The sequence below is a fragment of the Bacillus timonensis genome (assembly GCF_000285535.1).
GTDB classification, from domain to species: domain Bacteria; phylum Bacillota; class Bacilli; order Bacillales; family Bacillaceae_L; genus Ferdinandcohnia; species Ferdinandcohnia timonensis.
Genome location: NZ_HE610988.1, coordinates 464,113 through 488,533, shown reverse-complemented (window position 1 = coordinate 488,533; position 24,421 = coordinate 464,113). Strand labels below are relative to the sequence as shown.

The following is a 24,421-nucleotide window of genomic DNA, read 5'->3' as shown; positions in this document are numbered from 1 at the left end:
TTATTAAATAATAAATATAAAAGGAATATATTTCGGGGGGATATAAGTTGGTAATGATACAACAAAAGGGTTTGGTAGATTACATAGAGAAAGGAATAATTCGTTCAAAGAAGCTTTCTAAGCCTGTCCTGATTAGTCAGGTAAAAGAAATTACGAACATAGACCCCCTATTGTTCTTTTCTGCTGGAAAGAAGGAACTGTTTGAAACGCGTTGTTTCTGGGCTAATCCTACAAACGATACGATTATAGTTGGGCTTGGTGAGGCCTATTCAATTAGTGATAATGGATCTACGGAACGGTTTGAAGCTATTGAAGAGAACTGGAAGAACCTTGTTCAACATACCATTATTGTCGACGATTTTGCACCATATTCAACTGGTCCGATATTAATGGGAGGGTTTTCATTCGATCCATTAAAAAAACGTACAGAGCTATGGAATCATTTTGATGATGCAAAATTTGTTTTGCCTACTTTCATGCTTTCGGTGTATAAGGGAAGGACTTATTTAACAACCAATGTTATATGTGAGCCAACAGAAACTTCATTTGTAGAATCTGATTTCAAAAAACTAGAAGATTTGCTTAATCAAGATTATAAGTACGAAACAAGCTCTTCGTTCACAAAAGAGGAAGTTCAACCTAAGGAATGGATGGAATCTGTTCGAAACGCAACAAAGAAAGTGCAAAATGGTGATGTTGAAAAGGTTGTGTTGGCAAGAGAAATTAAATTGCATTTTAAAGACCCGATAAAAGTAGAAACTATATTGGCACGTCTAAAAGAAGAACAACCAATGAGCTATTTATTTGCAATTGAATATGAGAATTCATGTTTTATCGGTGCTTCACCTGAACGGCTTATTAAAAAAAGAATGAGGAATTCCTAACTACTTGCCTAGCGGGATCTATTCGGCGTGGTAAGACGCCGTCAGAGGATGAACAGCTTGAGAATGAATTACTAAATGATAAGAAAAATCTGTATGAACATGATGTGGTCGTACAGATGATTAAACATGCAATGAATGAGTCGTGTACAAGCGTTTCATCACCAAACCACCCAGAAATCTTAAAAATGAGAGATATCCAGCATTTATATACACCTGTGAAAGGGATAGCAAAGGAGAATGTTTCATTACTTACGGTTGTGAATCGATTACATCCAACTCCTGCCCTAGGTGGACAACCAAAACAAAAAGCATATGAAATCATCCGTGAGCTTGAGATTCTTGACCGCGGTTGGTATGGGAGTCCGATTGGTTGGTTCGATACTAAGGATAATGGAGAATTTGCCGTTGCAATTCGCTCTGGATTAATAAATGGTAAAGATGCGTCATTATTTGCAGGATGTGGAATTGTAGGCGATTCTGAACCAGAAAGTGAATACAAAGAAACAATGATTAAGTTTAGACCGATGCTATCCGCATTAGGAGGCTTAGACAATGAATAATCAAGCATTAACTCGGTATGTGGCATCATTTGTCGATGAATTGGTGCAAGTAGGAGTAACAGAGGCAGTAGTGAGTCCAGGTTCACGCTCAACACCAATGGCGATTTTAATGGCAGAACATCCAAAGATGAATGTAACAATAAATATTGATGAACGTTCGTCCGCGTTTTATGCGCTAGGTGTAGCTAAGGCTACGAAAAAGCCTGTCGCAATACTTTGTACTAGTGGAACAGCTGCAGCGAATTTCTTTCCTGCAATTGTAGAGGCGTACTATTCAAGAGTTCCACTTATTGTGCTCACAGCAGATAGACCGCATGAACTACGTGACGTGGGTGCGCCACAAGCGATTGATCAAAACAAGTTATATGGTAATCATGCGAAATGGTTTGTAGAGATGGGTCTTCCTGAAGAGTCTGAACAAATGCTATCGTATGTTCGGACCATGGCTGGAAGGGCTGCAGGTACGGCTTTAACTGCTCCAGCAGGACCTGTACATCTTAATTTTCCTTTCCGCGAACCACTTGTCCCCAATTTAGAATTGGATCATTTATGGGGAACAAATAAAGACTTACAGAAAACCGTTAATTTGGTTGTTGGAAAACCGAAAATGGATGAAGAACAAGCTCGGTTAATATGTGATGTTGTGAGTAATAAAAAGAAAGGCATCATTGTTTGTGGTTCACATTATGATGCTGAATTCGGCTATGCTGTAGCAAATTTTGCAGAAGCACTCCAGTTCCCAATTCTTGCTGATCCATTATCACAACTACGTAGTGGTCATCATTCTAAGTCTTACATACTAGATGGATATGATGCCTTTTTACGAGACGATAGTTTTTGTGAAACGTATTCGCCAGATATTATTATTCGATTTGGAGCAATGCCTGTTTCAAAGGCACTTCTTCAATATACCCAAAAACAAAAAAATGCGACGCAAATTATCGTAGATGGAGACGGAGGATGGAGAGATCCAACCTTATCAGCTACTGATATGGTTTATTGCGATGAAATTGAGTTTTGTAACATGATTTCAGGTCGAACCGAGAAACGCAGTGATACTAGTTGGGTAAATTCTTGGATTAAGGTAAATAACATTGTGAAAGAAAATGTGAACATGGTGCATAAAGAAGAAAGCCTATTTGAAGGCAAGGTATTTACAGAACTTCAAGAAATTCTCCCGGTCGGTTCTTCTTTGTTTGTTGGAAACAGTATGCCAATTCGTGACCTTGATACCTTTTTTATGAATAACGAAAAGTCAATTCATGTATTAGGAAACCGAGGTGCTAATGGAATTGATGGGCTTGTTTCAACAGCGATGGGAATTAGTTCACAAAATGAGAAGACTGTGTTAGTAATAGGTGATCTTTCGTTCTATCATGATTTGAATGGATTATTGGCTGCGAAACACCATCAGTTAAATATTACGATTGTGTTAATCAATAATGATGGAGGCGGAATCTTTTCTTTCTTACCACAGTCTCATGAAGAAAAGCATTTTGAAACCTTGTTTGGAACACCAATTGGTCTAGATTATGAACATGCAGTAAAAATGTATGGCGGGAAATTTACAAGTGTCAAAGACTGGGTAGAATTCCGTGCAGCTATTGTAGCTTCATTTAATGGTCAAGGTTTGCATGTTGTAGAAGTAAAAACAGATCGCCAAGAGAATGTCATGATTCATCGAAAAATGTGGAATAATGTTTCCCAGGAAATAAAAGAATTGCTAAAAAAGGAACAATAAACATGAATATAACCACAAATGGAGTAACCTATCATGTAAAAGTGGTAGGAGAAGGTGAACCGCTCGTTTTTCTACATGGATTTACCGGAAACATGACCACTTGGAATCAGATTACCGAAATACTTCATAAAAGTTTTCAATGTGTACTAATTGATATCATTGGACATGGTAAAACAGATTATCCAGTTGATTATTCAAGATATCATATAGAAAAAGTAGCAAAAGATATTAGTAACATTTTAGATGTCTTAGAAATTCCGAAAGCTCATATTATCGGTTATTCAATGGGTGGTCGATTGGCTTTAGCAGTAGCTATTCTTTTTTCAACAAGAGTTTCAAGTCTTATTTTAGAAAGTAGTTCACCTGGTCTTCGAACTGATGAAGAGAGAGCCGAACGAAGAAAATCTGATGAGATACTGGCTAATCGAATTGAGCAAGAAGGAATTGAAAGCTTCGTTACTTATTGGGAGAAGATTCCTCTTTTTGCTTCACAAAAAAAGTTAACAAAAGAGAAGCAACTAAAAATTCGCAAGCAACGGCTAGAAAATAGCCCTATTGGTTTAGCAAATAGTTTGCGGGGCATGGGAACAGGTATGCAACCCTCTTACTGGAATCGTCTAAATGAGATCCATTTTCCGATTTTATTGATCTGTGGGGAGCTTGATAAGAAGTTTTGTAGAATTGCAGAAGAAATGAGTTCAAGCATCCAAAATGGAAAACTGGAGAAAATAGTTGAAGCAGGGCATGCAATTCATGTGGAACAACCTGATATTTTTGGTAAAATAATAAGTGAGTTTGTTTCTGATCATTTTTGAACATCTTTTTAATGATCAAATATACATACATAAAAGGAGGACAAGCTAATGGCTGCAGTTGAATGGGTTGCAGAACGTAAGTATGATGAAATTTTATATGAAACATACAATGGCATTGCTAAAATTACCATTAACCGTCCACATGTTCGAAACGCCTTTACTCCAAAAACAGTGGCAGAGATGATTGATGCTTTTGCATATGCAAGAGATGATTCCAACATTGGGGTTATCGTTCTTGCTGGAGCAGGAGATGAAGCATTCTGTTCTGGTGGAGACCAAAAGGTTCGAGGACATGGTGGTTATGTTGGAGAGGACCAAATTCCACGATTAAATGTGCTTGATTTACAACGTTTAATCCGTGTCATACCAAAGCCAGTTGTTGCAATGGTTTCTGGTTATGCGATTGGTGGGGGACATGTGTTACATGTTGTTTGTGACTTAACAATTGCTGCAGATAATGCCATTTTTGGACAAACTGGTCCGAAGGTAGGAAGCTTTGATGCAGGTTATGGCTCTGGATATCTTGCGCGCATCATCGGTCATAAAAAGGCCCGTGAAATCTGGTATCTATGTCGTCAATATAATGCACAACAAGCATTAGACATGGGTCTTGTAAATACAGTTGTTCCGTTAGAACAACTTGAAGAAGAAACCATTAAGTGGTGTGAAGAAATGCTTGCAATGAGCCCAACAGCACTTCGTTTCTTAAAAGCAGCAATGAATGCTGATACAGATGGCTTAGCGGGTCTTCAACAAATGGCTGGCGATGCTACACTTCTTTATTACACAACCGACGAAGCGAAGGAAGGCCGTGACGCGTTTAAAGAAAAGCGTAGACCAGACTTTAAGCAATTCCCTCGTTTTCCTTAATTTTTCATTTTCAGCTTGATGAATACCTCATCAAGCTGTTTTTGCATTTTATTTACGCTAGGAGATTTTATAAAGATGAATTCTACAGAAATACCAAATTGGCTTAAGCAACGAGCTTTTTTAACACCTAATCGAATTGCCATTAAAACTGAATACGAAGAAATCTCATTTTTAACCTTACATAAGAATGTTTTAAAAAAGACTAACCAACTAACTTATGCAGGGCTGAAAAAGGATGATGTTGTGGCAATCCTCATGAAGAACAGTATTCAGATGGTTGAAGTGATTCATGCCCTAAAAAATATTGGTGCAATAACAGTACTGTTAAACATTAAACTAACTAGTAATGAGTTAGAATTTCAACTACAAGATTCTGGCGCGAAAATGGTTATAACGGATAATGCATTACTTGATAAAGTTGATCATGTAAACCACGAAATAATCCGAGTAAAAGAGTTGAGTGAGCTCCCCGAGAAGGATTGTATTATTCAGGAGTATTTTTGCTTAGACAAAGCAGATACGGTCATGTACACCTCAGGCACGACTGGAAATCCAAAAGGAGTCATTCATACTTACGGAAATCACTGGTGGAGTGCGATCGGTTCTAGTTTGAATTTAGGTTTATACCAAAATGATTGTTGGCTTCTTTCTGTGCCAATGTTTCATATCAGTGGATTATCAATTTTGAACAAAAGTGTTATATATGGAATTCCAGTTGTCCTCCAAGAAGGGTTTGACCCGAAAAAAGCAAATGACGCCATTATGAATCATGGTGTAACCATTATGTCCCTTGTTAGTGTCATGCTTAAACGCATGGTGGATGAATTGGGAAGTCGAAGTTATCCAGATAGTTTTCGAGGGATGCTTCTTGGAGGGGGACCTGCACCAAAACCGTTATTAGAGGAATGCATGGATCGTAATATACCTGTTTTTCAAACATATGGAATGACGGAAACGGCATCACAAGTTGTCACATTAGCACCTGAGTATAGCATTTCAAAACTCGGTTCTGCCGGTAAGCCACTTTTTCCGGTAGAAATCAAGATAGAAAAAGATGGTTTGATTGCAAACCCTAATGAAGTGGGAGAAATTGTAGTGAAAGGGCCAAATGTCACAAAAGGCTATTTAAATCGAGTTGATGCTACAACGACCTCCATTATTGATGGATGGCTATATTCTGGTGATATGGGTTATTTGGATGAGGAAGGGTTTCTCTTTGTGATGGATCGTCGTTCTGATTTGATTATTTCAGGGGGGGAGAATATTTATCCTGCCGAAATAGAAGCTGCATTATTGGCACATCCATCTATTTTGGAAGCGGGTGTAACAGGTCTTGAACATGAAGAATGGGGACAAGTGCCTGCAGCTTTTGTAAAACTAGACGATGGAAGCGGACTTACTGAAGATGATATCATGGCTTTTTGTTATGAACGTCTAGCACGCTATAAAGTTCCAAAGTCCATTCATTTTGTTGATTCTTTACCAAGAAATGCGTCAAATAAGCTAATGAGACGAAAATTAGTTGATTTAATAAAGGATGGAAGATGATGATTCAAGTTAAAAAGGTGACACTCCATCTCATCGAACAAAACTTGTTAGCACCATTTGTAACAAGTACAGGAAAGGTTGATACAAGAGAAAGTATTCTTGTCGAAGCGGAGGATGTAGATGGTGTAGTTGGTTGGGGAGAGGTTGTAGCTTTTTCGTCACCATGGTATACAGAAGAAACAATTAAGACATGCTGGCATGTACTTGAAGATTTTTTAGTACCAAGAATGTTAACACAAGAGTATGAACACCCAGAGCAACTCCAGAATGATTTTCAAATTGTAAAACGAAATAAAATGGCAAAAGCTAGTATAGACATGGCAATCTGGGATTTGTATTCAAAAAAACAAGGAATTTCGCTCTCTGAAGCGATTGGTGGAACAAGGAATTTTATTGATTCTGGAGTAGTCGTTAGTATTGATTCCATTGACAGGATGTTACGTAAAATAGAGGAGCATGTAGAATCAGGCTATAAACGAATTAAAATTAAAATTAAGCCTGGGCAAGATTATGAGCTTCTTGCACAAATTAGGCACAAATTTCCAACCTTACCGTTAATGGTTGATGCCAACTCTGCTTATACTTTACAAGACACTAAGAAACTTAAAGCGCTAGATGAGTTTCATTTAATGATGATTGAACAACCGTTGGCAGAAGATGACATTTTTGATCATGCCGCGTTGCAAAAAGAACTTACAACACCGGTTTGTTTAGATGAAAGTATTACATCAAGTGAAGATGCGCGCAAGGCAGTGGAGATGGGGAGTTGTAAAGTTATCAATATTAAAATTGGACGAGTGGGTGGAATCACCGAAGCAATACGGATACATGATATTTGCAGGTCACATCAAATCCCTGTTTGGTGTGGCGGTATGCTTGAAACCGGAATTTCCAGAGCACACAATATTGCTTTAGCTAGTCTTCCAAATTTCACAATACCCGGAGATATATCAGCATCCTCAAGATATTGGTCAAGGGATGTTATTAACCCGAAGGTTTTTGTTGAAAATGGACGCATTGCCGTTCCAGATGGTCCTGGAATTGGATTTGAAGTAGATAGAGAATGGATTCAAAAAATAACGAAACAGAAAAAGGTCATATATTAGTTTGTTTCGGCAATGCATTTCCATTGGTTATATAAATAATAGTAAACTGAGTGCCATCACTGCCATGCCCATAATTAATCCATAGATGGATAAATGTCCACTATCATATCTTTTTGATGCAGGAAGTAGTTCGTCTAGAGAAATAAACACCATAATTCCTGCAACTGCTGCGAAAATAATTCCAAACATCACATCGTTTATAAATGGCATTAAGATGACGAAAGCAACAATGGCCCCAACAGGTTCGGCTAATCCTGAAAGAAAAGAGAGCTTAAAAGCTCTTTTTTTATTGCCTGTTGCAAAATAGACAGGTACGGCAACTGCAATTCCCTCTGGTATATTGTGAATAGCTACCGCTATTGCAATAGCGATTCCAAGGCCAGGGTCTTGAAGAGCAGAGGTAAAGGTAGCAATTCCCTCTGGAAAATTGTGAATCCCAATAGCAAGAGCTGTGAATGTTCCCATTTTTAATAATTGCGCTTCCTCAACTTTAGGTGATGATAAATTCATGTCCTCCACCTTTTTAACTTCATGTGGGTTGCTACTTTCAGGCACAAATTTATCAATTAAAGCGATTAAGAGCATTCCTCCAAAAAAGCCTATAACTGTCATCCAGTTACCCATTTGGTCACCTAATTCAGAAGTTAAAGCGACTTTCGCTTTAAAGAAAATTTCAACCATAGATACATAAATCATTACGCCGGCAGAAAAACCAAGGGTCCAGGACAGAAATTTGGTGTTGGTTCTAGATGTGAATAGGGATATTAAGCTACCTATTCCTGTTGCAAGGCCAGCTAATAGGGTTAAGCCAAAAGCGAGTAAAAGATTATCATACATCGCTTATTCTCCTCTCAAGCTTGAAGTTTGATTTTTTGTTTTAATGAATAAATGTTTCCTTTGTGCAACTTTTAAAAGTATCATATGTTCAATTTTGTTTTTTGTCAATTATTTTATTTCAAAAAATTCAACATGTTAATAATTATGTATAAAACTTAAGTAATAAAAAAGACAGCTGAGTAGTCAGCTGCCTGGCATTTAATCTATAATTCCCCTTCTGGAACGAAGGTTTTACAATCCGTTTCTGTTTGTTCTGATGCTGTTTTTCCTGAGTGACTTACAACATATATCGCATCAGCACTACATTTATTTCCATTTGCCCAATAATGACAATTTTTAACTTCACATAATACGTCTTGTGCCAATGTACTACACCTCTCTCTTGGGGTATGGTCTAGCATCCTTTATTTTCTCCAAGAAAGGTACGTGGATAACAAGTAACATATCCCAAGGCAGGTAGTTAATTTAGCGCTTTTTTTAATGTATCAATATTTTTTTTCATCAAACTAAAGTAATCTTCATTCTTTTCAATTTCTTGTTCTGTTACGGCCTCTAAATTGTGAAGGGTAAGGGTTTGTGTACCCGTTTCCTTTTGAACCGTTTCAGCAATCTTTGATGAAATATTTTGTTCGAATAGAATATATTTAAGATTATGTTCTTTAACAACTTCAATAATATTTTTAAGTTCCTTTTGTGATGGCTCATTGGTTGGAGAATACCCTGTTATGCTAATTTGCTTAATTCCATATCGTTCATCCCAATAGCCGTACGCTGAATGAGCAACTAAAATTTCTTTTCGTTTGGCTGTACTTGTAACTTCCACAAAATCTGCGTTTAATGCATCTAACTGTTCTTTTAATACTTTAAAGTTTTGCTCGTATTTTTCTTTTCCTGAGGGGTTTAAATCTGTTAGGGCATTTTTTATATTTTCCGCAATTTGAATGGAATATAGTGGGTCTAACCAAATATGTGGGTCAATATCTCCATGATGATAATCTTCCTCATCGTGGTTATGTTCATCGTCTGACATATTCAAAAATTCAATTCCAGATCCTGCTTCAATTAGTGTAACTTTTTCATTTTTTAATGTGTTTTGTGCAGAAGATACAAAGCCTTCAACACCCACACCTGTATAAATAAAGGCATCAGCACTAGCCATGTCCGCCATATCCCGAGGAGTTGGTTCAAATGAATGAGCGTCTGCTCCTGGTGGATATACACTTTTAACTACGACATCATCGCCACCAATTTTTTGGGTGAAATCTGTTAATGGAAAAACGGTTGTATAAATTGAAAGCTTTCCTTCTTTATTTGCATCGTTATTTTGATCTGCTCCGCAAGCTGAAAGTATACTCAGCAGTAAAAGGAGCACGAAATATATGCTTGCTTTTTTCATCTATAATCTCCTCTCATGTATCAAAAAGGGGGTTTGTTTGAAATACTTTCATATTATATCGTAATTATTCCGATTTGAGAACAAAAAACTTTCAAATTCATGTTTAGTATCTCAGGCAAATATAAAAATTAATTCTTAGCAATAAAAAATTATTAATAATGACAAGTTTTTGTTAGAATATAATGAAACAAAAGGGAAAGGTGATACATATGTCGCTATTAGAAAATATATTAGATTTTAACAAAGAGTTTGTGGAATCAAAGGAATATGAAAAATATCAAACGACAAAGCTTCCAAATAAAAGAATGATTATCGTAACATGTATGGATACCCGACTCATTGAGTTGCTCCCAAAAGCAATGAACATGAGAAACGGTGATGTGAAAATTTTAAAGGTTGCCGGTGCTGTTGTTTCCCATCCATTTGGTAGTGTAATGAGAAGTATTTTAGTGGCTGTTTATGATTTAAATGCAGATGAGATCTGTATTGTAGGTCATCATGATTGCGGCATGAGTGCACTTAATGCTGATTCGATTTTAAAAAAAATCAAAGATAGAGGCGTCACTCAGGGGAAAATTGATACATTAAAATATTCAGGTATTGACCTTGAAGAATGGTTTCAAGGATTTAGTTGTGTAGAGGATAGTGTCCGACATAGTGTTGAAATGGTTGAAAATCACCCACTTATTCCAAAGGACGTTCCTGTTCACGGTCTCGTTGTTAACCCAGAAACAGGAAAATTGGATGTAGTGATTAATGGATATAAATAATGGGGTCGCATGACTCCTTTTTTTATGGGCAAGGTTAATAAATAGGTACTTTTGGATAACATGGGTAATGTGTCATAAAAAAGACACAGGAATAAGTGGTCATTTGTTGTACCATGTAGTTGAGGTGAAGGAAATGAAAAAAATAATCCTTTTTCTATTTATGGCTGCAATCTTAGCGCTTGCAGCATGTAATAATGAAACGGAAACGAAGAATACAAATACTGCAGAATTGACCCCATTAACGGTTGATGTGAAAATGGATCCTGAAAAAATTAATCCGGGTGAAGAAGTTACCTTACATGCAATTGTTACTCAAGGTGAAGAAGCGGTAGAGGATGCGGATGAAGTTCAATTTGAAATTGAACAAAAAGGCAGTGAAGAAAGCGAATTTTTAGATGCTGAGTATAAATCTGATGGCGAATACACGGCCGTTAAAACTTTTGAAGCAGACGGTACATATTTTGTCACAGCCCATGTAACTGCAAGAAGTATGCACACTATGCCAAAGGTAGAAGTAGTAATTGGTAATCCTGATGTAACCGAGGAACCAGTGGATGAAGAACCAGAAAACAGCGAGCATCATGCAACTGAACATCATCACGGAGGTGGGCATGTTTCAATTGATTTCCCATTAGATGCTGAGTATACAAAAGGAAAAGAATCGACATTACAGGTGTCTTTTAAAGAATCTGAAGCCCCATTGACAGATGCAAAGGTTCGGTTTGAGGTCTGGAAGGACGGCGCAAAGAAGCATGAATATATAGATGCAAGCGAAGCGGATGCTGGTGTTTACCAATCTGATTATATATTTGCTGAAGCAGGCAGTTATAATGTGAAAGTTCATATTGAAAAAGGAGAAATCCACGATCACCTTGAAAAGGCAACCAACGTTAAATAAAGAAAAGGAAGGTAGCATTAATGTTGATGCTTACCTTCCTTTTTTTCTGGTACAAAGTCAATTCCGCCTGGATGAAGGGGATGACATTTTAATAAACGTTTTATTGTCAGCCACCCACCCTTGATTGCACCAAAGCGTTTGATTGCTTCCAGTCCATATTGGGAACAGGTCGGATAAAAGCGACAGGTTGGGGGCTTTAATGGCGATATGAATTTTTGATAGAAACGAATGATTCCTATAAATAACGCTTGAAGCAATATTTTCTACTTCCCTTATTGGTTTTTGGTATTTATACTATACTATATGTAGTTGGTAAAAGCATCCTATACGTTTAATTCAATTAAATTGATGAAAAAAATCGGAATTAGCGTTATGATAGATATAAAGAATAATTTAGGGAGTGAAGAGAATGCCATCAGTAGAAAGTTTTGAACTAGATCATTGTGCAGTTAAAGCCCCGTATGTAAGACATTGTGGTGTACACAAGGTTGGTACAGATGGAGTTGTAAATAAATTTGATATTCGTTTTTGTCAGCCAAATAAACAGGCTATGAAGCCAGATGTTATTCATACACTTGAACATTTATTAGCTTTTAATCTTCGTGAGCATTGTGAGAAATATGACCATTTTGATATTATTGATATTTCTCCAATGGGATGTCAGACGGGATATTACCTAGTGGTAAGCGGGGAGCCAACAGTTTCTGAAATTATTGATTTATTAGAGGCTACAATGCAAAGTGCATTAGAAATTACAGAAATCCCTGCAGCAAATGAAACACAATGTGGTCAAGCGAAGTTACATGATCTAGAAGGTGCAAAACGTCTTATGCGTTTCTGGCTTTCACAATCAAAAGAAGACCTTCATAAAGTATTTGGGTAATAATCGAAAAAACCTCAGCCGCAATGGCTGGGGTTTTATAGTTTAGGTGGAATGCGATATTTTGTTCCTTGTTCAAATGAGTAGGCCAATTTAATTAATGAGGTTTCTGAATAGGCGGTTCCTGTGAACGTAATGCCGACTGGTTCGCCTTCAGGAGTATAGCCAGCAGGAACAGTAACCGAAGGATAACCAGCTTTTGCCGGGATACTTGCACCAATATTATTTGGAAACACGATTGCATCTAATTGGTACTCATTTAACACAAAGTCAATTCCATTCTCAGTTGAGTGATAATGATCATTTTCGAGAGCCTCAAGATACTCTTTTTCTGTTAACGTACCACTTGTTTCTTCTGCTTCTTCTAATATTATTTGACCGTATTTGAGCATTTTTTCTTCATTTTCCTTGTTAAATGCAATTAGGTCAGCCAAATTATGAACTTTTACAGATGGGTTTAATTTTTGTAAATAAGCGTTTAGATCTACCTTAAATTCGTAAGTCAACACATCATAGCTCCACTTATTTTTTGTAGAAGGAATGGTAACATTATCTACGACAACTGCCCCAAGTTCCTCGAGCTTCTTAACAGCTTTATCCATTACTGTTCGTTTTTCTTCATTCAGGTAGTCAAAATAAACTTCCCTTGCGATACCAATCCGAGCGCCTTTTAAGCCATCTTCATTTAAATATTGTGCAAAATCTGTGGAAGGTAAGGTTCTACTCGTGTACGTAATTGGATCACGTTCATCTACTCCCGCTATAATAGATAATAGATAAGCAGCATCTTTTACTGTTCGCGCCATTGGTCCAGCTGTATCCTGTGAATGGGCAATTGGAATAATCCCACTACGACTGATCAATCCGACTGTCGGCTTTATACCTACTAGAGAATTTTGACTTGCAGGACTTAAAATAGAACCTGATGTTTCAGTACCAACTGCAACTACAGCAAAATTTGCGGCAATAGCAGAACCAGAACCAGCGCTTGATCCACCAACATCAAATGTACCTGGCCCATATGGGTTTAAAGTTTGTCCACCTCGTGAACTATAGCCACTTGGCATTCCTTCTGTCATGAAGTTAGCCCATTCTGTCATATTTGTTTTACCTAAGATGATTGCACCTGCTTCACGTAAAAGATAAGCAACATATGAGTCCTCAGGAGCATATGACTCTGCTAAAGCAAGTGAACCTGCAGATGTATGCATTTTATCATTTGTGTCAAGATTATCTTTTAGTAAGACTGGAATTCCGTGAAGTGGGCCACGAGGACCGATTTCTTTACGTTCAGTATCCAGCTTCATTGCGATTTGTAGGGCATCTGGGTTAATTTCAATAATTGATTTCAGAGATGAATCATAACACGAAATTCTATGTAAATACATGAGCACCAATTGTTTAGCTGTTAGTTCTTCATGTTCGTATTTTTCTTGGATGGAATCAATGGTAGCCTCAACTAACCAATCATTAGCTAAATTCTGAAGAATTTTATTTTCCATCTGAATTCTCCTTATTTTCTATTTGATTTAAATGCGGATTCTCTTCCAAGTCATCTACTGTATGTTTGTATTGATATGCTTTTGATGTTGTGCTAACAGCTAAAAATAAGACTACAAACACGATAATGATTGAAATAATTAATACTGTAAGCATAGCAACCCCCTCTTTTACTCTATATTTTAACACGGGATGAGGGTAGAATGTATGAATATTCTCCTTGAAAAAATAAAATTCAGGTTTCATGGTGATAGTAAGGGGGTATGTTAACAATAAGGAGGAGATATAAATGTCAACACAATTAAATGAAATGGTAAATAAGCAGGTTGCAAACTGGAGTGTGCTTTACATTAAGCTACATAATTATCATTGGTATGTGAAAGGTTCGCAATTTTTTACGCTTCACGTTAAATTCGAGGAATTATACAATGAGGCAGCCGTTCATATCGATGAGTTAGCGGAACGACTATTGGCCATTGGTGGAAAACCTGTTGCGACAATGAAAGAGATTCTTGAAATGTCTTCCGTAAAGGAAGCAAACGGAAATGAAAATGCCGAGGAAATGGTAGCAACCATTTCAAATGACTTTTCCATCTTAATCGGAGAATTAAAGGAAGGTATGAAGGTTGCTGCTGATGTGGACGATGAAACCACAGGAGATATGCTACTTGCAATTCATAAAGAACTTGAAAAACATAATTGGATGCTTCAATCCTTCTTAGGAAAATAAGAAAAATTGACCCTTCTTTCTTGTCGAAAGAAGGGTTTTGCATTATTTTTAGTAGTAGAGGGAGGAGAAAAATATGATAGATTTACGAAGTGACACAGTTACTAAGCCCACTGCTGAAATGAGAAAAGCAGCTTATGAAGCAGAAGTTGGGGATGATGTATATCAGGAAGACCCAACAGTAAATGAGCTTGAGCAAACAGCTGCTGAAATGCTTGGAAAGGAAGCGGCATTGTTTGTGACAAGTGGAACACAAGGCAATCAAATTGCTGTTCTAACTCACACTAGAAAAGGTAATGAAATTATTGTCGAACACGATTCTCATATTTTTAATTATGAAGGTGCCGCGATTTCTGCATTTGCAGGAGTGCAGCCTCGAACTATTAAAGGCTACAGAGGAGCAATGGACCCTTCAGAAGTAGAGGCCGCTATTCAAGAGGAGGATGTACATAACCCTGAAACCGGCTTGATTTGCATTGAAAATACGCATAATAGAGCGGGTGGGGCAGTTATTCCACTTGATAATATGAAAGCTATATATCATGTAGGGTCTGCGAATTACATCCCTGTTCATTTAGATGGTGCACGTCTGTTTAATGCAGCGGTGGCACTAGGGTGTCCTGTGAAGGATATTGCTCAATATACGGATACCGTGCAATTTTGTTTATCTAAAGGGTTAGGTGCACCAGTTGGCTCAATTATTGCTGGAAGCGAAGAGTTTATTAAACAAGCAAGAAAATGGAGAAAGCGTCTTGGTGGTGGTTTAAGACAAGTTGGGATTCTTGCAGCTCCTGGACTTGTTGCACTGCGCACAATGGTTGACCGTCTAGCAATTGATCATGAAAATGCAAAATTTCTAGCTGAAGGACTTGGGAATATTAGTGGAATTCATGTTGTAAATCAAGTTGATACCAATATTATTTTGGTAGATGTGAGTGAAAGAGGATTAACATCGGGTCAGTTTGCAACATTATTAAAAGAACATGGAGTATTGGTTTCAACTTTTGGTCCTACACTTGTTCGTTTTACAACCCACTATGATGTCAATCGTGAGTCTATAGAGAAAGCAATAAGGATTGTAAGTAAACTTTAATTTTTACATGACAAAAGGATTGTCTTGCCGGACAATCCTTTTGTTAAGATCGATAGACAGTATATAAAACTAATAGAAATAAAATTAAATCGATAGAACAAAATTATACCCGAAAGGACTTCAGAAAACGATGTAAATCACCCACACTGTTCAAATCGAAACCCGTTCGGTAGGGGTCCGAGGTTATCTCGGCTTGGATTTTAATGTATATCCCTCAGTTCATCCACAGTCATCATCTTTGACCGACCTATACCATCACGTGCCATTTTCGCTTTAAGGTTTTCAATCATATAAAAACCAACTAAATTGCGTAGTTCTTGGTCGGATAAATCACTCAAAAGGTCAATTAGATCTTCGCGCCCGAATTGTTCAAGTACGGAGAAAGCAATAATGTCCGCGTCTTCTTCATCGCCTGTTAATTTATTTCGATACAATTCATAAATTTCATCAATTATTTTCATAAATAGTTTCCCCTTTTTTTACTTTTCACAAGTTTACTTGGGAATTAGTATATGGGGTATTCCTTCAAAAGATACTAACAGTATTGTAAATAGGAATTGTTCATTTTAATCAATCCCTATGTTGTGCATATTTTTCGGACATGAGGAAAAAGCTAAAATAACGCAAATCACTATTAGGAGTGAAAAAATGTTGGAACAACAGCCTAGGAAAACCTATTATATCGCTGTAGGTAGTGGAGAAATTTCTCAAGTGAAGTCAGGGTCTACTTGGGAGTATAAAATTGAAGCAACAGACGAAGAAATTCAGCAATTAAGAAAACTTTTTGATGCGAACTATTCGAATGAAGTGGAAAACTTTTTACGTGCTCATGTGCCTTTTATCGAATATCATTATGATTCATCCAATGACAAATATGACACAAATATGCTGCAGATTTTTCAAATGATTTATCAACTTGGAGACCAAGAGGCTAAGGATTTTATTCAATCAGAAGGAATACTTGATGTATTACGTAATATTGATTAAGCCACTTCCACGTGAAGCGGCTTGTTTTTTTATGTTATTATTAACTTGATTCAGTAATAAATTTAATCGTAATGGAGATTAGAAAAATGATTGTTTTTCACGATATGTATCATAATGAAGTAAATTTATCGTTTACACCAGATCCTTTTTCCACTCATCCAAAACATGTATGGGTGATATGCCGATACAAGGATCAATGGCTGTTAACAAATCACTCTGAACGTGGAATTGAGTTTCCGGGGGGGAAGGTAGAGGAAGGGGAGACTCCTGAAGCTGCAGCTATTCGGGAGATCATGGAAGAGACCGGTGCTGAGGTTCAAGAACTTGTACATATTGGCCAATATAAGGTAATAGGAAAAGGGAAAACCATTATTAAGAATATTTATTTTGCGGAAATTGAAAGGCTTATCGAAAAGAACGATTATTTTGAAACAAAAGGTCCTGTCTTACTAAAAGAAATTCCCCTAGATACTGTAAAAATTGACCGCAGATATAGCTTTATCATGAAGGATGACGTTCTACCTCATTGCATTGATTATGTTAATAAATACATAAAAACGAAGAAAGCTCTCTAGTATTCACTAGAAGAGCTTTTTATTCAGAGTCTTTTATTAGCCTTCTTTCAAGGTATTCTACCCCTTGGTACATAAGTGTCGCACAGATGGCAATTAATAATAAGCTTAGGAAGATTAGTGTGAAATTAAACACCTGGAATCCGTAGATAATTAGATAGCCAAGGCCTTGCTTTGAAACTAAAAATTCCCCGACAATTACCCCAACCCATGATAATCCAACGTTTACTTTTAATGTGGAGATAATCGCTGGGAAGGATGAGGGAAGTATCACATCTCGAAAGACTTGTTTCCGATTGGCACCAAAGGTTAAAAGTACTTTAATATAATTGTAATCAACTTCTTTAAATGAAGTATATACCACAATTGTTGTGATAATCACTGAAATAATCGCTCCCATGGCAATAATCGAGACATATCCAGTACCTAAAGCAACAATTAAAATAGGACCTAGAGCTACCTTTGGCATTGCGTTTAGAACAACTAAATATGGGTCAAGGATATTTGAAAGGCGTTCCGACCACCATAGTAAAGCTGCAATCAGTACCCCTACTAATGTTCCTAAAATAAAGCCAAGTACTGTTTCAAACAAGGTTACGGCAAGATTATTAACCAAAGATCCATCATTTATTTTTTCTAAAAATAGATTCCAAATTCTTGATGGAGCACTAAAGATTAAAGGGTCTATCCAGTGGTTTCGGCTCGCAATCTCCCAGATACCGAAAAAGACGATAAAGATCAGGACTTGGTAAAATTGGACAAGCCTTTTCTCCTTTTTAATTGATTGTAAATAATTTTTGTGAAGGTCTTTAATGTTCAGGATTTGTTTCAAGTTTATCTAACTCCTCCCAAATTTGCTGAAAAATATTCGAATACTCTGGGTGCTGTCTTGCATCAAATGGTGTCTCATTTCGCAGACATTCTGGGATGGTAAATACTTTTGTGATTTTTCCTGGCCCCTTCGAAAGCAAGTAGATTCGATCACTCATGGCAATGGCTTCACCGATGTCATGTGTGACAAGAATTGCTGTTTTGTGATATTCCTTTAACGTATCTGAAACTAGGTCTTCTAATTTTAACTTTGTTTGAAAATCCAAAGCAGAGAATGGTTCATCAAGCAGGAGAATTTTTGGGTTTGTTGCAAGAGTTCGAACCAATGCTGCCCTTTGTCTCATTCCTCCTGAGAGTTGTTTAGGATAGGACTTTTCAACCCCATTTAGTCCGATTTCTTCGAGCAGGGCAAGAGCCTTTTTTATGGTTTGATCTGTTTCTTGATTCATGATTTGTAACCCGACAAGAATATTCTCCTCAATTGTCTTCCATGGAAATAAATAATCTTGTTGAAGCATATAACCAATATCTGACTTTGCCTTTTCAATTGTTTTTCCATCTATTAATACCTCTCCATATGTCGGTTTTAATAACCCAGCAATAATGGAGAGTAATGTTGTTTTACCACACCCACTAGGACCAAGAAGGGAGATAAACTCCCCCTCCTTGATTGTGAGTGAAATATCCTCGAGTGCGGTCGTTGCCTGATCCTTAGTAAAATAAACATGATGTATATCTTTTACTGACAAAAAGCCCATAGTAACACTCCTATTAATCCGGGTTCAAAAAGTTGGATGAAAAGGACCGAGAAGTATGAGGCGGCGCAGTTTTGAGTAGCGGAACGTATGTCGTTTATACGTGAGCAACACAAAAATAAGCCAACGAAGAAATTCGATGTGTCATTTTCATCGTCTTTTGAACATCCTCTATTTGGAAATTACTTTTTCAGCGATACTTGTGTTAACAAGTGTGTTATAGTCAATTCTCTTAGGTAATTCACCAGCTTCATCCATGATATCTTGCAAGTTATTCCAAGCTTCTTCTGATAATACAGGACTAGTTGCATAAGAGCCTTGATTTTTATAACGTTCAATAGAAGATGTGATTAAATCAAGTGGTGTGTCTGGGAAGAATTCTTGAATAGAAGTTGCAATTTCTTCTGGACTGTGGGAATCAACCCATTGTTGAGCCTTATAAATTGCACGTGTGAATTTTTCAACAGCATCCTCATTATCATCAATAAAGCTCTGCTTTGTCATAAACGAAGTATAGGGTACCTTGCCTGATTCTTCACCGAAAGAAGCGACAATATAGCCACGGCCTTCTTTTTCAAAGAGGCTAGCAGTTGGTTCAAATAATTGAACGAAGTCACCAGTACCTGAAGCAAAAGCACTAGAAATATTTGCGAAATCAATGTTCTGAATGAGATTTAAATCCCCTTGTGGGTCAATTTCGTGTTTCTTTAATACAAATTCCCCAACCATTTGTGGCATTCCACCTTTGCGTTGACCAAGGAATGTACTGTCTTTAATTTGGTCCCAGCTGAAGTTTTGAACATTTTCTCTTGCTACTAAGAATGTACCGTCTGTTTGTGTAAGAGCTGCGAAATTAATCACTGGGTCGGTTGAGCCTTGTGCCTCAACATAAATGGATGTTTCGGAACCTACTAGGGCAACATCGGCCCCACCAGAAATTAATGCAGTCATGGTTTTATCTCCACCTGGTACAGTTGTTAATTCAATCTCTAAGCCTTCTTCTTCAAAAAAGCCTTCCGAAATTGCTACATATTGAGGTGCGTAAAACACCGAACGAGTTACTTCCGCTATACTGATTTTTTGAACCTGGTCATTATTACAAGCTGCTAATGGAATAATAAGTAATAATGCAAAAAGGGTGGCAAAAAAACGACGCATTTATTCATTCCTCCTTGACAGGTATCTGTCGTCATAGTAATTACTTAAGATAGATTATGAAACGTGACAAAAATGTGTGAATGCCTATTTTTTGTTTTTTTTTGAACTTCCGTAATCAATAAAATGTTATAGAGAGGATGGATAAAATGGTAGATGGCACAATTATCGAAAAGCAGCGATTTCCGTCTCCTAATCCTGCAATCGCATTATATTTAATTACATATTGGAGTAATGGATTAAAAGTAAAAGGATATCTTGCAGAACCAAAGGATGAAGGGATGTACGACGGTTTTTTATATCTACGTGGTGGTATAAAAAATGTAGGAAAGGTTCGAATTGGTCGTATTATTCAATTCGCTTCAGAAGGGTTTGTTGTAATGGCACCTTTTTATCGGGGAAATCAAGGTGGAGAGGGAAACGAAGATTTTGCTGGACATGATAGACATGATGCATTCTCGGCAGTTAAAGTTTTGGAGCAACATGCAAAAGTAAATCCGACACGGATTCATGTCCTTGGGTTCTCGCGTGGAGGAGTAATGGCTCTTTTAACGGCAATCCATCATCCACAGATCTGTTCGGTTGTATCATGGGGAGGTGTAAGTGACTTAAGCCTAACATATGTAGAACGAAATGACTTACGCCGGATGTTGAAGCGGGTAATTGGAGGGACGCCCACAAAATATCCGGAACGTTATAAGTGGAGAACTCCACTATATGAAATTGAAAAGCTTGAGGCACCAATACTGATTATCCATGGTGAAAAAGATGAGAATGTTTCTGTCAATCATGCATATCGACTTGAAAAAAGAGTAAGGGAGCTAGGGAAAGAAGTAGAGAGTTGGTACTTTCCACAATTTACTCATTATTTTCCGCCTCCTCAAAATAGAGAAACGGTGAGACGATTGACGGAATGGATGAAAACAAGAGAGCCGAAATCAAAAAAGCTCGAAGGATTATAATCCTCGAGCTTATGGGAAATGATTATAATTAAATTCTAGGTCCACCTAATAATTCAATTTCCTTTGAAACATCGGAGAATTTTTTGAAATTTTCTTTAAATTTCGAAGCCAACTCTTTAGCTTTTACATAGTACGTACTTTGATCTGCCCATGTTTTTGAGGGTTGAAGGACATCATCAGGAACGCCTGGAATATGAATGGGAATCTCTAAACCAAAAATATCATTCTTTACGGTTTCTGCATTCGTTAGCTCACCTTCAAGAGCTGCTTGAACCATTGCACGAGTATAAGAGAGCTTCATGCGGCTACCGACTCCATATTCTCCACCCGTCCATCCTGTATTCACAAGGAATACTTGAACATTATGTTCATCAATTTTTCTTCCCAACATTTCAGCATACTCTGTTGCAGGAAGTGGTAGGAATGGAGAGCCAAAGCAAGTCGAGAATGTTGCCTCTGGGGCGGTTACACCAAGCTCTGTTCCGGCAAGTTTACTAGTGTAACCACTTAGGAAATGGTACATAGCTTGTTCTTTTGTAAGCTTACTAATTGGTGGCAACACACCAAACGCATCTGCTGTTAGGAAAATAATTGTATTTGGATGACCAGCAATGCTAGGCACAATTATATTATCAATATTATCGATTTGGTATGCAGCTCTTGTATTTTCAGTCAATGAATTATCATCATAATCAGCCATTCTTGAATTTTCATCAACAACCACATTCTCTAAAACGGAGCCAAAGCGAATTGCATCGAAAATTTGTGGTTCCTTCTCACGTGAAAGATTGATACATTTTGCATAGCAACCACCTTCAATATTAAACACGCCGGAGCTAGACCAACCGTGCTCATCATCTCCAATAAGACGACGTTTCGGATCTGCTGAAAGAGTTGTTTTTCCCGTTCCAGATAAACCAAAGAATAGAGCAACATCTCCTTCTTGGCCAACATTAGAGGAGCAATGCATAGAAAGAATATTTTGCTCTGGCAATAGATAGTTCATTACAGAAAAAATAGACTTTTTAATTTCACCAGCGTATTCCGTTCCTCCAATTAATACTGTTCGTTTCTCAAAAGATATGATGATAAACGTTTCAGAACGTGTACCGTCCACTTCAGGATCAGCCTTGAAATTAGGTGCACTGATGACTGTGAATTCAGGTTTATGTGTTTTTAGATCTTCTTCAGTTGGTCGGACGAACATTTGTTGTGAAAATAGATTATGCCATGCAAATTCATTAATTACTTGAATTGGCATACGTACTTTTTTATCAGCACCTGCATATCCATTGAATACAAAAATTTCATCTCTCTCTTTTAAATAAGAAAGTACCTTGGTGTAAAGGTTTTCAAAAACAGCTTCGGAAATTGGTTTGTTAACCTTACCCCAATCTATTTTATCCTTAGTAGATGTTTCCTCTACGATGTATTTATCTTCTGGTGATCTTCCTGTATATTTCCCGGTTGTTGCACAAACAGCCCCAGTCGAAGTAAGGATTCCTTCTTGTCTAGATAGTACTTTTTCAACTAAAATAGGAACAGAGAGGTTATGAAGTGCATTTTGTCCATTCACTACTTCTAATAGCTGCTCATTTGAAACTTCAACTGAATTCATGTAAAACCATCCTTTGTCTTTTTTTATATTTCATCATATAATCTGATTTTTACAATTAGTATAACACATTAATAAAAATAGTCTATACTATTTAACGTATTTTACGTAGCATATCCTTAAAAAGTGCGTGCAGATTCCAAAATGGTTTTATATATTTTTGAAGTTTTATTTATTTTTATGAAAAAAAACTAGATATGTAGAAAGTGTTTTTTGAAATTTTGTTGACATGAAAAGGATGACTACGTTATGATATGTCATTGAACGGATACTCTCTTATCCCGAGCTGGCGGAGGGACAGGCCCAATGAAACCCGGCAACCATCACTTTTTTACATATCAGATGATTTTTTAGTGAAACCTATACATATATAGGTCTCTCATTCGGATAAAAGTGATAAGGTGCTAACCTGAGCAAGGTATGACCTTGATCGATAAGAGTGAAAGGCGAGATTAACGATTATACCTTTCCTCGAAAAAATGCGGGAAAGGTTTTTTATTTCTTTAATGAAAGCTCATCATGTGTTTACCTCAGAAAACCGGTTGGGTTTAGTACTGTTCGTTATTATAGGATAGAAAATCGTGCAGGTAACAATACTAAGGGAATGAGTACCGTATCAAGAATGTCAGGATTCGAATTCTAATTCGATTTCTGAATCCGAAAAGGAGGAAGCGTTTGTGACAACTAGACGCCGTTTATTTACTTCAGAGTCTGTTACAGAAGGACATCCAGATAAAATCTGTGACCAAATTTCAGATTCTATTTTAGATGCCATTTTAGCAAATGATGCAAATGCACGCGTAGCGTGTGAAACTTCTGTTACAACAGGTCTTGTACTTGTTGCGGGAGAAATTACTACCTCTACATATGTAGATATCCCAAAGATTGTCCGTGAAACGATTAAAGAGATTGGTTATACTCGTGCAAAATATGGTTTTGACTATGCAACATGTGCTGTTTTAACATCCATTGATGAACAATCTCCTGATATCGCGATGGGGGTTGACCAAGCGTTAGAAGCACGTGAAGGTCAAATGACAGATGAGCAAATTGAGGCAATTGGTGCTGGAGACCAAGGCTTAATGTTTGGTTATGCATGTAATGAAACAAAAGAATTGATGCCACTACCAATTTCATTAGCTCATAAGCTATCACGTAGATTAACTGAAGTTCGTAAAGATGAAGTTCTTCCATATTTACGTCCAGATGGAAAAACTCAGGTTACTGTTGAATATGATGAGAACAACAATCCAGTTCGCATCGACACCATTGTTATTTCAACTCAACACCACCCTGAAATCTCATTGGAACAAATTCAACGTAATTTAAAAGAACATGTAATTAATCCCGTTGTTCCAAAAGAACTTATAGATGAAAATACAAAATATTTTATTAATCCAACAGGTCGCTTTGTAATTGGTGGCCCTCAAGGAGATGCAGGTTTAACTGGCCGTAAAATCATTGTTGATACTTACGGTGGTTATGCACGTCATGGCGGTGGCGCATTCTCAGGTAAGGATCCAACTAAGGTTGACCGTTCAGCTGCATATGCTGCTCGTTATGTTGCAAAAAATATCGTTGCAGCTGGTTTAGCTGATAAATGCGAAGTTCAGCTTGCTTATGCAATCGGTGTTGCGCAACCAGTATCTATTTCTGTTGACACATTTGGTACTGGCACAGTATCTGAGGATGTACTTGTAGAACTAGTTCGCAATAATTTTGATTTACGTCCTGCTGGCATTATTAAAATGTTAGATCTTCGTCGCCCAATTTATAAGCAAACTGCTGCATATGGCCATTTCGGCAGAAACGATTTAGATTTACCATGGGAGCGTACTGACAAAGCAGAAGTACTTAAAACACAAGCTACAGCAAAATAAGATAAAAAAGCTCGCCGTTTGGCGAGCTTTCAGAGTGTA

Annotated in this window: 25 protein-coding genes, 1 pseudogene and 1 riboswitch; of the genes and pseudogenes, 15 read left to right on the top strand and 11 right to left on the bottom strand. The window is 37.3% G+C overall.

Translation table 11 applies throughout. From position 1 onward, the window contains the following. The first annotated feature begins 53 nt into the window (after nucleotides 1-53). The 6 genes and pseudogenes from BTHG_RS27990 to menC all read left to right on the top strand — a co-directional run bounded on the left by BTHG_RS27990 (nucleotide 54) and on the right by menC (nucleotide 7,524). A pseudogene (locus BTHG_RS27990) lies at nucleotides 54-1,444 on the top strand (isochorismate synthase). Then, nucleotides 1,437-3,185 carry a 2-succinyl-5-enolpyruvyl-6-hydroxy-3-cyclohexene-1-carboxylic-acid synthase gene (gene menD / locus BTHG_RS19970; RefSeq protein WP_010678522.1) on the top strand — a complete coding sequence of 583 codons (1,749 nt, stop codon included), beginning with the start codon at nucleotides 1,437-1,439 and terminating at the stop codon, nucleotides 3,183-3,185. The pseudogene BTHG_RS27990 and the gene menD overlap by 8 nt, the downstream one beginning before the upstream one ends. Before the next feature lie 2 nt (nucleotides 3,186-3,187). After that, on the top strand, nucleotides 3,188-4,000 hold the full coding sequence (gene menH / locus BTHG_RS19965; protein ID WP_010678521.1) for a 2-succinyl-6-hydroxy-2,4-cyclohexadiene-1-carboxylate synthase: 813 nt from the start codon (nucleotides 3,188-3,190) through the stop codon (nucleotides 3,998-4,000). Nucleotides 4,001-4,048: 48 nt separating this feature from the next. Further along, entirely contained in the window at nucleotides 4,049-4,870 is an 822-nt protein-coding gene (gene menB, locus BTHG_RS19960; protein ID WP_010678520.1) for a 1,4-dihydroxy-2-naphthoyl-CoA synthase, read from the top strand. A gap of 75 nt (nucleotides 4,871-4,945) precedes the next feature. Continuing rightward, on the top strand, nucleotides 4,946-6,418 hold the full coding sequence (locus tag BTHG_RS19955) for an o-succinylbenzoate--CoA ligase (RefSeq protein ID WP_010678519.1): 1,473 nt from the start codon (nucleotides 4,946-4,948) through the stop codon (nucleotides 6,416-6,418). A gap of 2 nt (nucleotides 6,419-6,420) precedes the next feature. Next, nucleotides 6,421-7,524 (top strand): o-succinylbenzoate synthase, encoded by a 1,104-nt coding sequence (gene menC, locus BTHG_RS19950; protein ID WP_026021906.1) that lies wholly within the window; start codon nucleotides 6,421-6,423, stop codon nucleotides 7,522-7,524. Between the two features lie 27 nt (nucleotides 7,525-7,551). Here the strand turns inward: menC and zupT are convergent, their stop codons facing one another. The 3 genes from zupT to BTHG_RS19935 form a co-directional block, all read right to left on the bottom strand. Next, nucleotides 7,552-8,361: a zinc transporter ZupT gene (gene zupT, locus BTHG_RS19945; RefSeq protein ID WP_010678517.1), complete on the bottom strand. Its 810-nt coding sequence runs from the start codon at nucleotides 8,359-8,361 to the stop codon at nucleotides 7,552-7,554. Nucleotides 8,362-8,564: 203 nt separating this feature from the next. Beyond that, the gene (locus tag BTHG_RS26400) at nucleotides 8,565-8,726 is read right to left on the bottom strand and encodes a DUF1540 domain-containing protein (protein ID WP_010678516.1); all 162 of its coding nucleotides are present in this window, start codon (nucleotides 8,724-8,726) and stop codon (nucleotides 8,565-8,567) included. Between the two features lie 95 nt (nucleotides 8,727-8,821). Continuing rightward, nucleotides 8,822-9,757, bottom strand: a complete 936-nt coding sequence (locus BTHG_RS19935) for a metal ABC transporter substrate-binding protein (RefSeq protein ID WP_010678515.1) — start codon at nucleotides 9,755-9,757, stop codon at nucleotides 8,822-8,824. A gap of 209 nt (nucleotides 9,758-9,966) precedes the next feature. Here BTHG_RS19935 and BTHG_RS19930 point away from each other — a divergent pair, with 209 nt between their 5' ends. Together BTHG_RS19930 and BTHG_RS19925 are read left to right on the top strand one after the other, a co-directional pair. Then, nucleotides 9,967-10,527 (top strand): beta-class carbonic anhydrase, encoded by a 561-nt coding sequence (locus BTHG_RS19930; RefSeq protein ID WP_010678514.1) that lies wholly within the window; start codon nucleotides 9,967-9,969, stop codon nucleotides 10,525-10,527. Nucleotides 10,528-10,660: 133 nt separating this feature from the next. Then, entirely contained in the window at nucleotides 10,661-11,425 is a 765-nt protein-coding gene (locus BTHG_RS19925; RefSeq protein WP_026021905.1) for a FixH family protein, read from the top strand. 17 nt (nucleotides 11,426-11,442) lie between these two features. Here BTHG_RS19925 and yidD read toward each other — a convergent pair whose 3' ends face one another. Continuing rightward, the gene (gene yidD / locus BTHG_RS19920) at nucleotides 11,443-11,682 is read right to left on the bottom strand and encodes a membrane protein insertion efficiency factor YidD (protein ID WP_010678512.1); all 240 of its coding nucleotides are present in this window, start codon (nucleotides 11,680-11,682) and stop codon (nucleotides 11,443-11,445) included. A 152-nt stretch (nucleotides 11,683-11,834) separates the two neighbouring features. Here yidD and BTHG_RS19915 point away from each other — a divergent pair, with 152 nt between their 5' ends. Beyond that, complete coding sequence (locus BTHG_RS19915; RefSeq protein ID WP_010678511.1) at nucleotides 11,835-12,308, top strand: S-ribosylhomocysteine lyase; 474 nt, start codon at nucleotides 11,835-11,837, stop codon at nucleotides 12,306-12,308. Nucleotides 12,309-12,343: 35 nt separating this feature from the next. Here BTHG_RS19915 and BTHG_RS19910 read toward each other — a convergent pair whose 3' ends face one another. Together BTHG_RS19910 and ytzI are read right to left on the bottom strand one after the other, a co-directional pair. After that, nucleotides 12,344-13,807, bottom strand: a complete 1,464-nt coding sequence (locus BTHG_RS19910; RefSeq protein ID WP_010678510.1) for an amidase family protein — start codon at nucleotides 13,805-13,807, stop codon at nucleotides 12,344-12,346. Further along, complete coding sequence (gene ytzI, locus BTHG_RS26395; RefSeq protein ID WP_010678509.1) at nucleotides 13,797-13,961, bottom strand: YtzI protein; 165 nt, start codon at nucleotides 13,959-13,961, stop codon at nucleotides 13,797-13,799. Before ytzI ends, BTHG_RS19910 begins: the two co-directional genes overlap by 11 nt. 133 nt (nucleotides 13,962-14,094) lie before the next feature. On the opposite strand from ytzI, the gene BTHG_RS19900 reads away from it, so the two are divergent. Together BTHG_RS19900 and ltaE are read left to right on the top strand one after the other, a co-directional pair. Next, complete coding sequence (locus BTHG_RS19900) at nucleotides 14,095-14,535, top strand: Dps family protein (RefSeq protein WP_010678508.1); 441 nt, start codon at nucleotides 14,095-14,097, stop codon at nucleotides 14,533-14,535. A 73-nt stretch (nucleotides 14,536-14,608) separates the two neighbouring features. Continuing rightward, nucleotides 14,609-15,625 carry a low-specificity L-threonine aldolase gene (gene ltaE / locus BTHG_RS19895; protein WP_010678507.1) on the top strand — a complete coding sequence of 339 codons (1,017 nt, stop codon included), beginning with the start codon at nucleotides 14,609-14,611 and terminating at the stop codon, nucleotides 15,623-15,625. Nucleotides 15,626-15,825: 200 nt separating this feature from the next. Here ltaE and BTHG_RS19890 read toward each other — a convergent pair whose 3' ends face one another. Further along, nucleotides 15,826-16,086 (bottom strand): DUF6154 family protein, encoded by a 261-nt coding sequence (locus tag BTHG_RS19890; RefSeq protein ID WP_010678506.1) that lies wholly within the window; start codon nucleotides 16,084-16,086, stop codon nucleotides 15,826-15,828. A gap of 187 nt (nucleotides 16,087-16,273) precedes the next feature. Between BTHG_RS19890 and BTHG_RS19885 the strand changes: the two genes are divergently transcribed. Beyond that, complete coding sequence (locus BTHG_RS19885) at nucleotides 16,274-16,612, top strand: hypothetical protein (RefSeq protein ID WP_010678505.1); 339 nt, start codon at nucleotides 16,274-16,276, stop codon at nucleotides 16,610-16,612. Nucleotides 16,613-16,698: 86 nt separating this feature from the next. After that, nucleotides 16,699-17,187 carry an RNA deprotection pyrophosphohydrolase gene (gene ytkD / locus BTHG_RS19880; RefSeq protein WP_010678504.1) on the top strand — a complete coding sequence of 163 codons (489 nt, stop codon included), beginning with the start codon at nucleotides 16,699-16,701 and terminating at the stop codon, nucleotides 17,185-17,187. 19 nt (nucleotides 17,188-17,206) lie between these two features. Here ytkD and BTHG_RS19875 read toward each other — a convergent pair whose 3' ends face one another. The 3 genes from BTHG_RS19875 to BTHG_RS19865 all read right to left on the bottom strand — a co-directional run bounded on the left by BTHG_RS19875 (nucleotide 17,207) and on the right by BTHG_RS19865 (nucleotide 19,928). Then, nucleotides 17,207-18,016 carry an ABC transporter permease gene (locus BTHG_RS19875; RefSeq protein WP_010678503.1) on the bottom strand — a complete coding sequence of 270 codons (810 nt, stop codon included), beginning with the start codon at nucleotides 18,014-18,016 and terminating at the stop codon, nucleotides 17,207-17,209. Next, nucleotides 17,994-18,773 (bottom strand): ABC transporter ATP-binding protein, encoded by a 780-nt coding sequence (locus BTHG_RS19870; RefSeq protein WP_010678502.1) that lies wholly within the window; start codon nucleotides 18,771-18,773, stop codon nucleotides 17,994-17,996. Before BTHG_RS19870 ends, BTHG_RS19875 begins: the two co-directional genes overlap by 23 nt. A gap of 168 nt (nucleotides 18,774-18,941) precedes the next feature. Then, the gene (locus BTHG_RS19865) at nucleotides 18,942-19,928 is read right to left on the bottom strand and encodes an ABC transporter substrate-binding protein (protein WP_010678501.1); all 987 of its coding nucleotides are present in this window, start codon (nucleotides 19,926-19,928) and stop codon (nucleotides 18,942-18,944) included. Between the two features lie 146 nt (nucleotides 19,929-20,074). On the opposite strand from BTHG_RS19865, the gene BTHG_RS19860 reads away from it, so the two are divergent. Further along, the gene (locus tag BTHG_RS19860; RefSeq protein WP_010678500.1) at nucleotides 20,075-20,887 is read left to right on the top strand and encodes an alpha/beta hydrolase family protein; all 813 of its coding nucleotides are present in this window, start codon (nucleotides 20,075-20,077) and stop codon (nucleotides 20,885-20,887) included. A gap of 28 nt (nucleotides 20,888-20,915) precedes the next feature. Here the strand turns inward: BTHG_RS19860 and pckA are convergent, their stop codons facing one another. Further along, nucleotides 20,916-22,505, bottom strand: coding sequence for a phosphoenolpyruvate carboxykinase (ATP) (pckA, locus tag BTHG_RS19855; RefSeq protein WP_010678499.1), 1,590 nt, complete (start codon nucleotides 22,503-22,505; stop codon nucleotides 20,916-20,918). 270 nt (nucleotides 22,506-22,775) lie between these two features. Beyond that, a riboswitch (SAM riboswitch) is annotated at nucleotides 22,776-22,942 on the top strand. Between the two features lie 237 nt (nucleotides 22,943-23,179). On the opposite strand from pckA, the gene metK reads away from it, so the two are divergent. Next, nucleotides 23,180-24,382: a methionine adenosyltransferase gene (gene metK / locus BTHG_RS19850; protein WP_010678498.1), complete on the top strand. Its 1,203-nt coding sequence runs from the start codon at nucleotides 23,180-23,182 to the stop codon at nucleotides 24,380-24,382. Nucleotides 24,383-24,421: the final 39 nt, after the last annotated feature.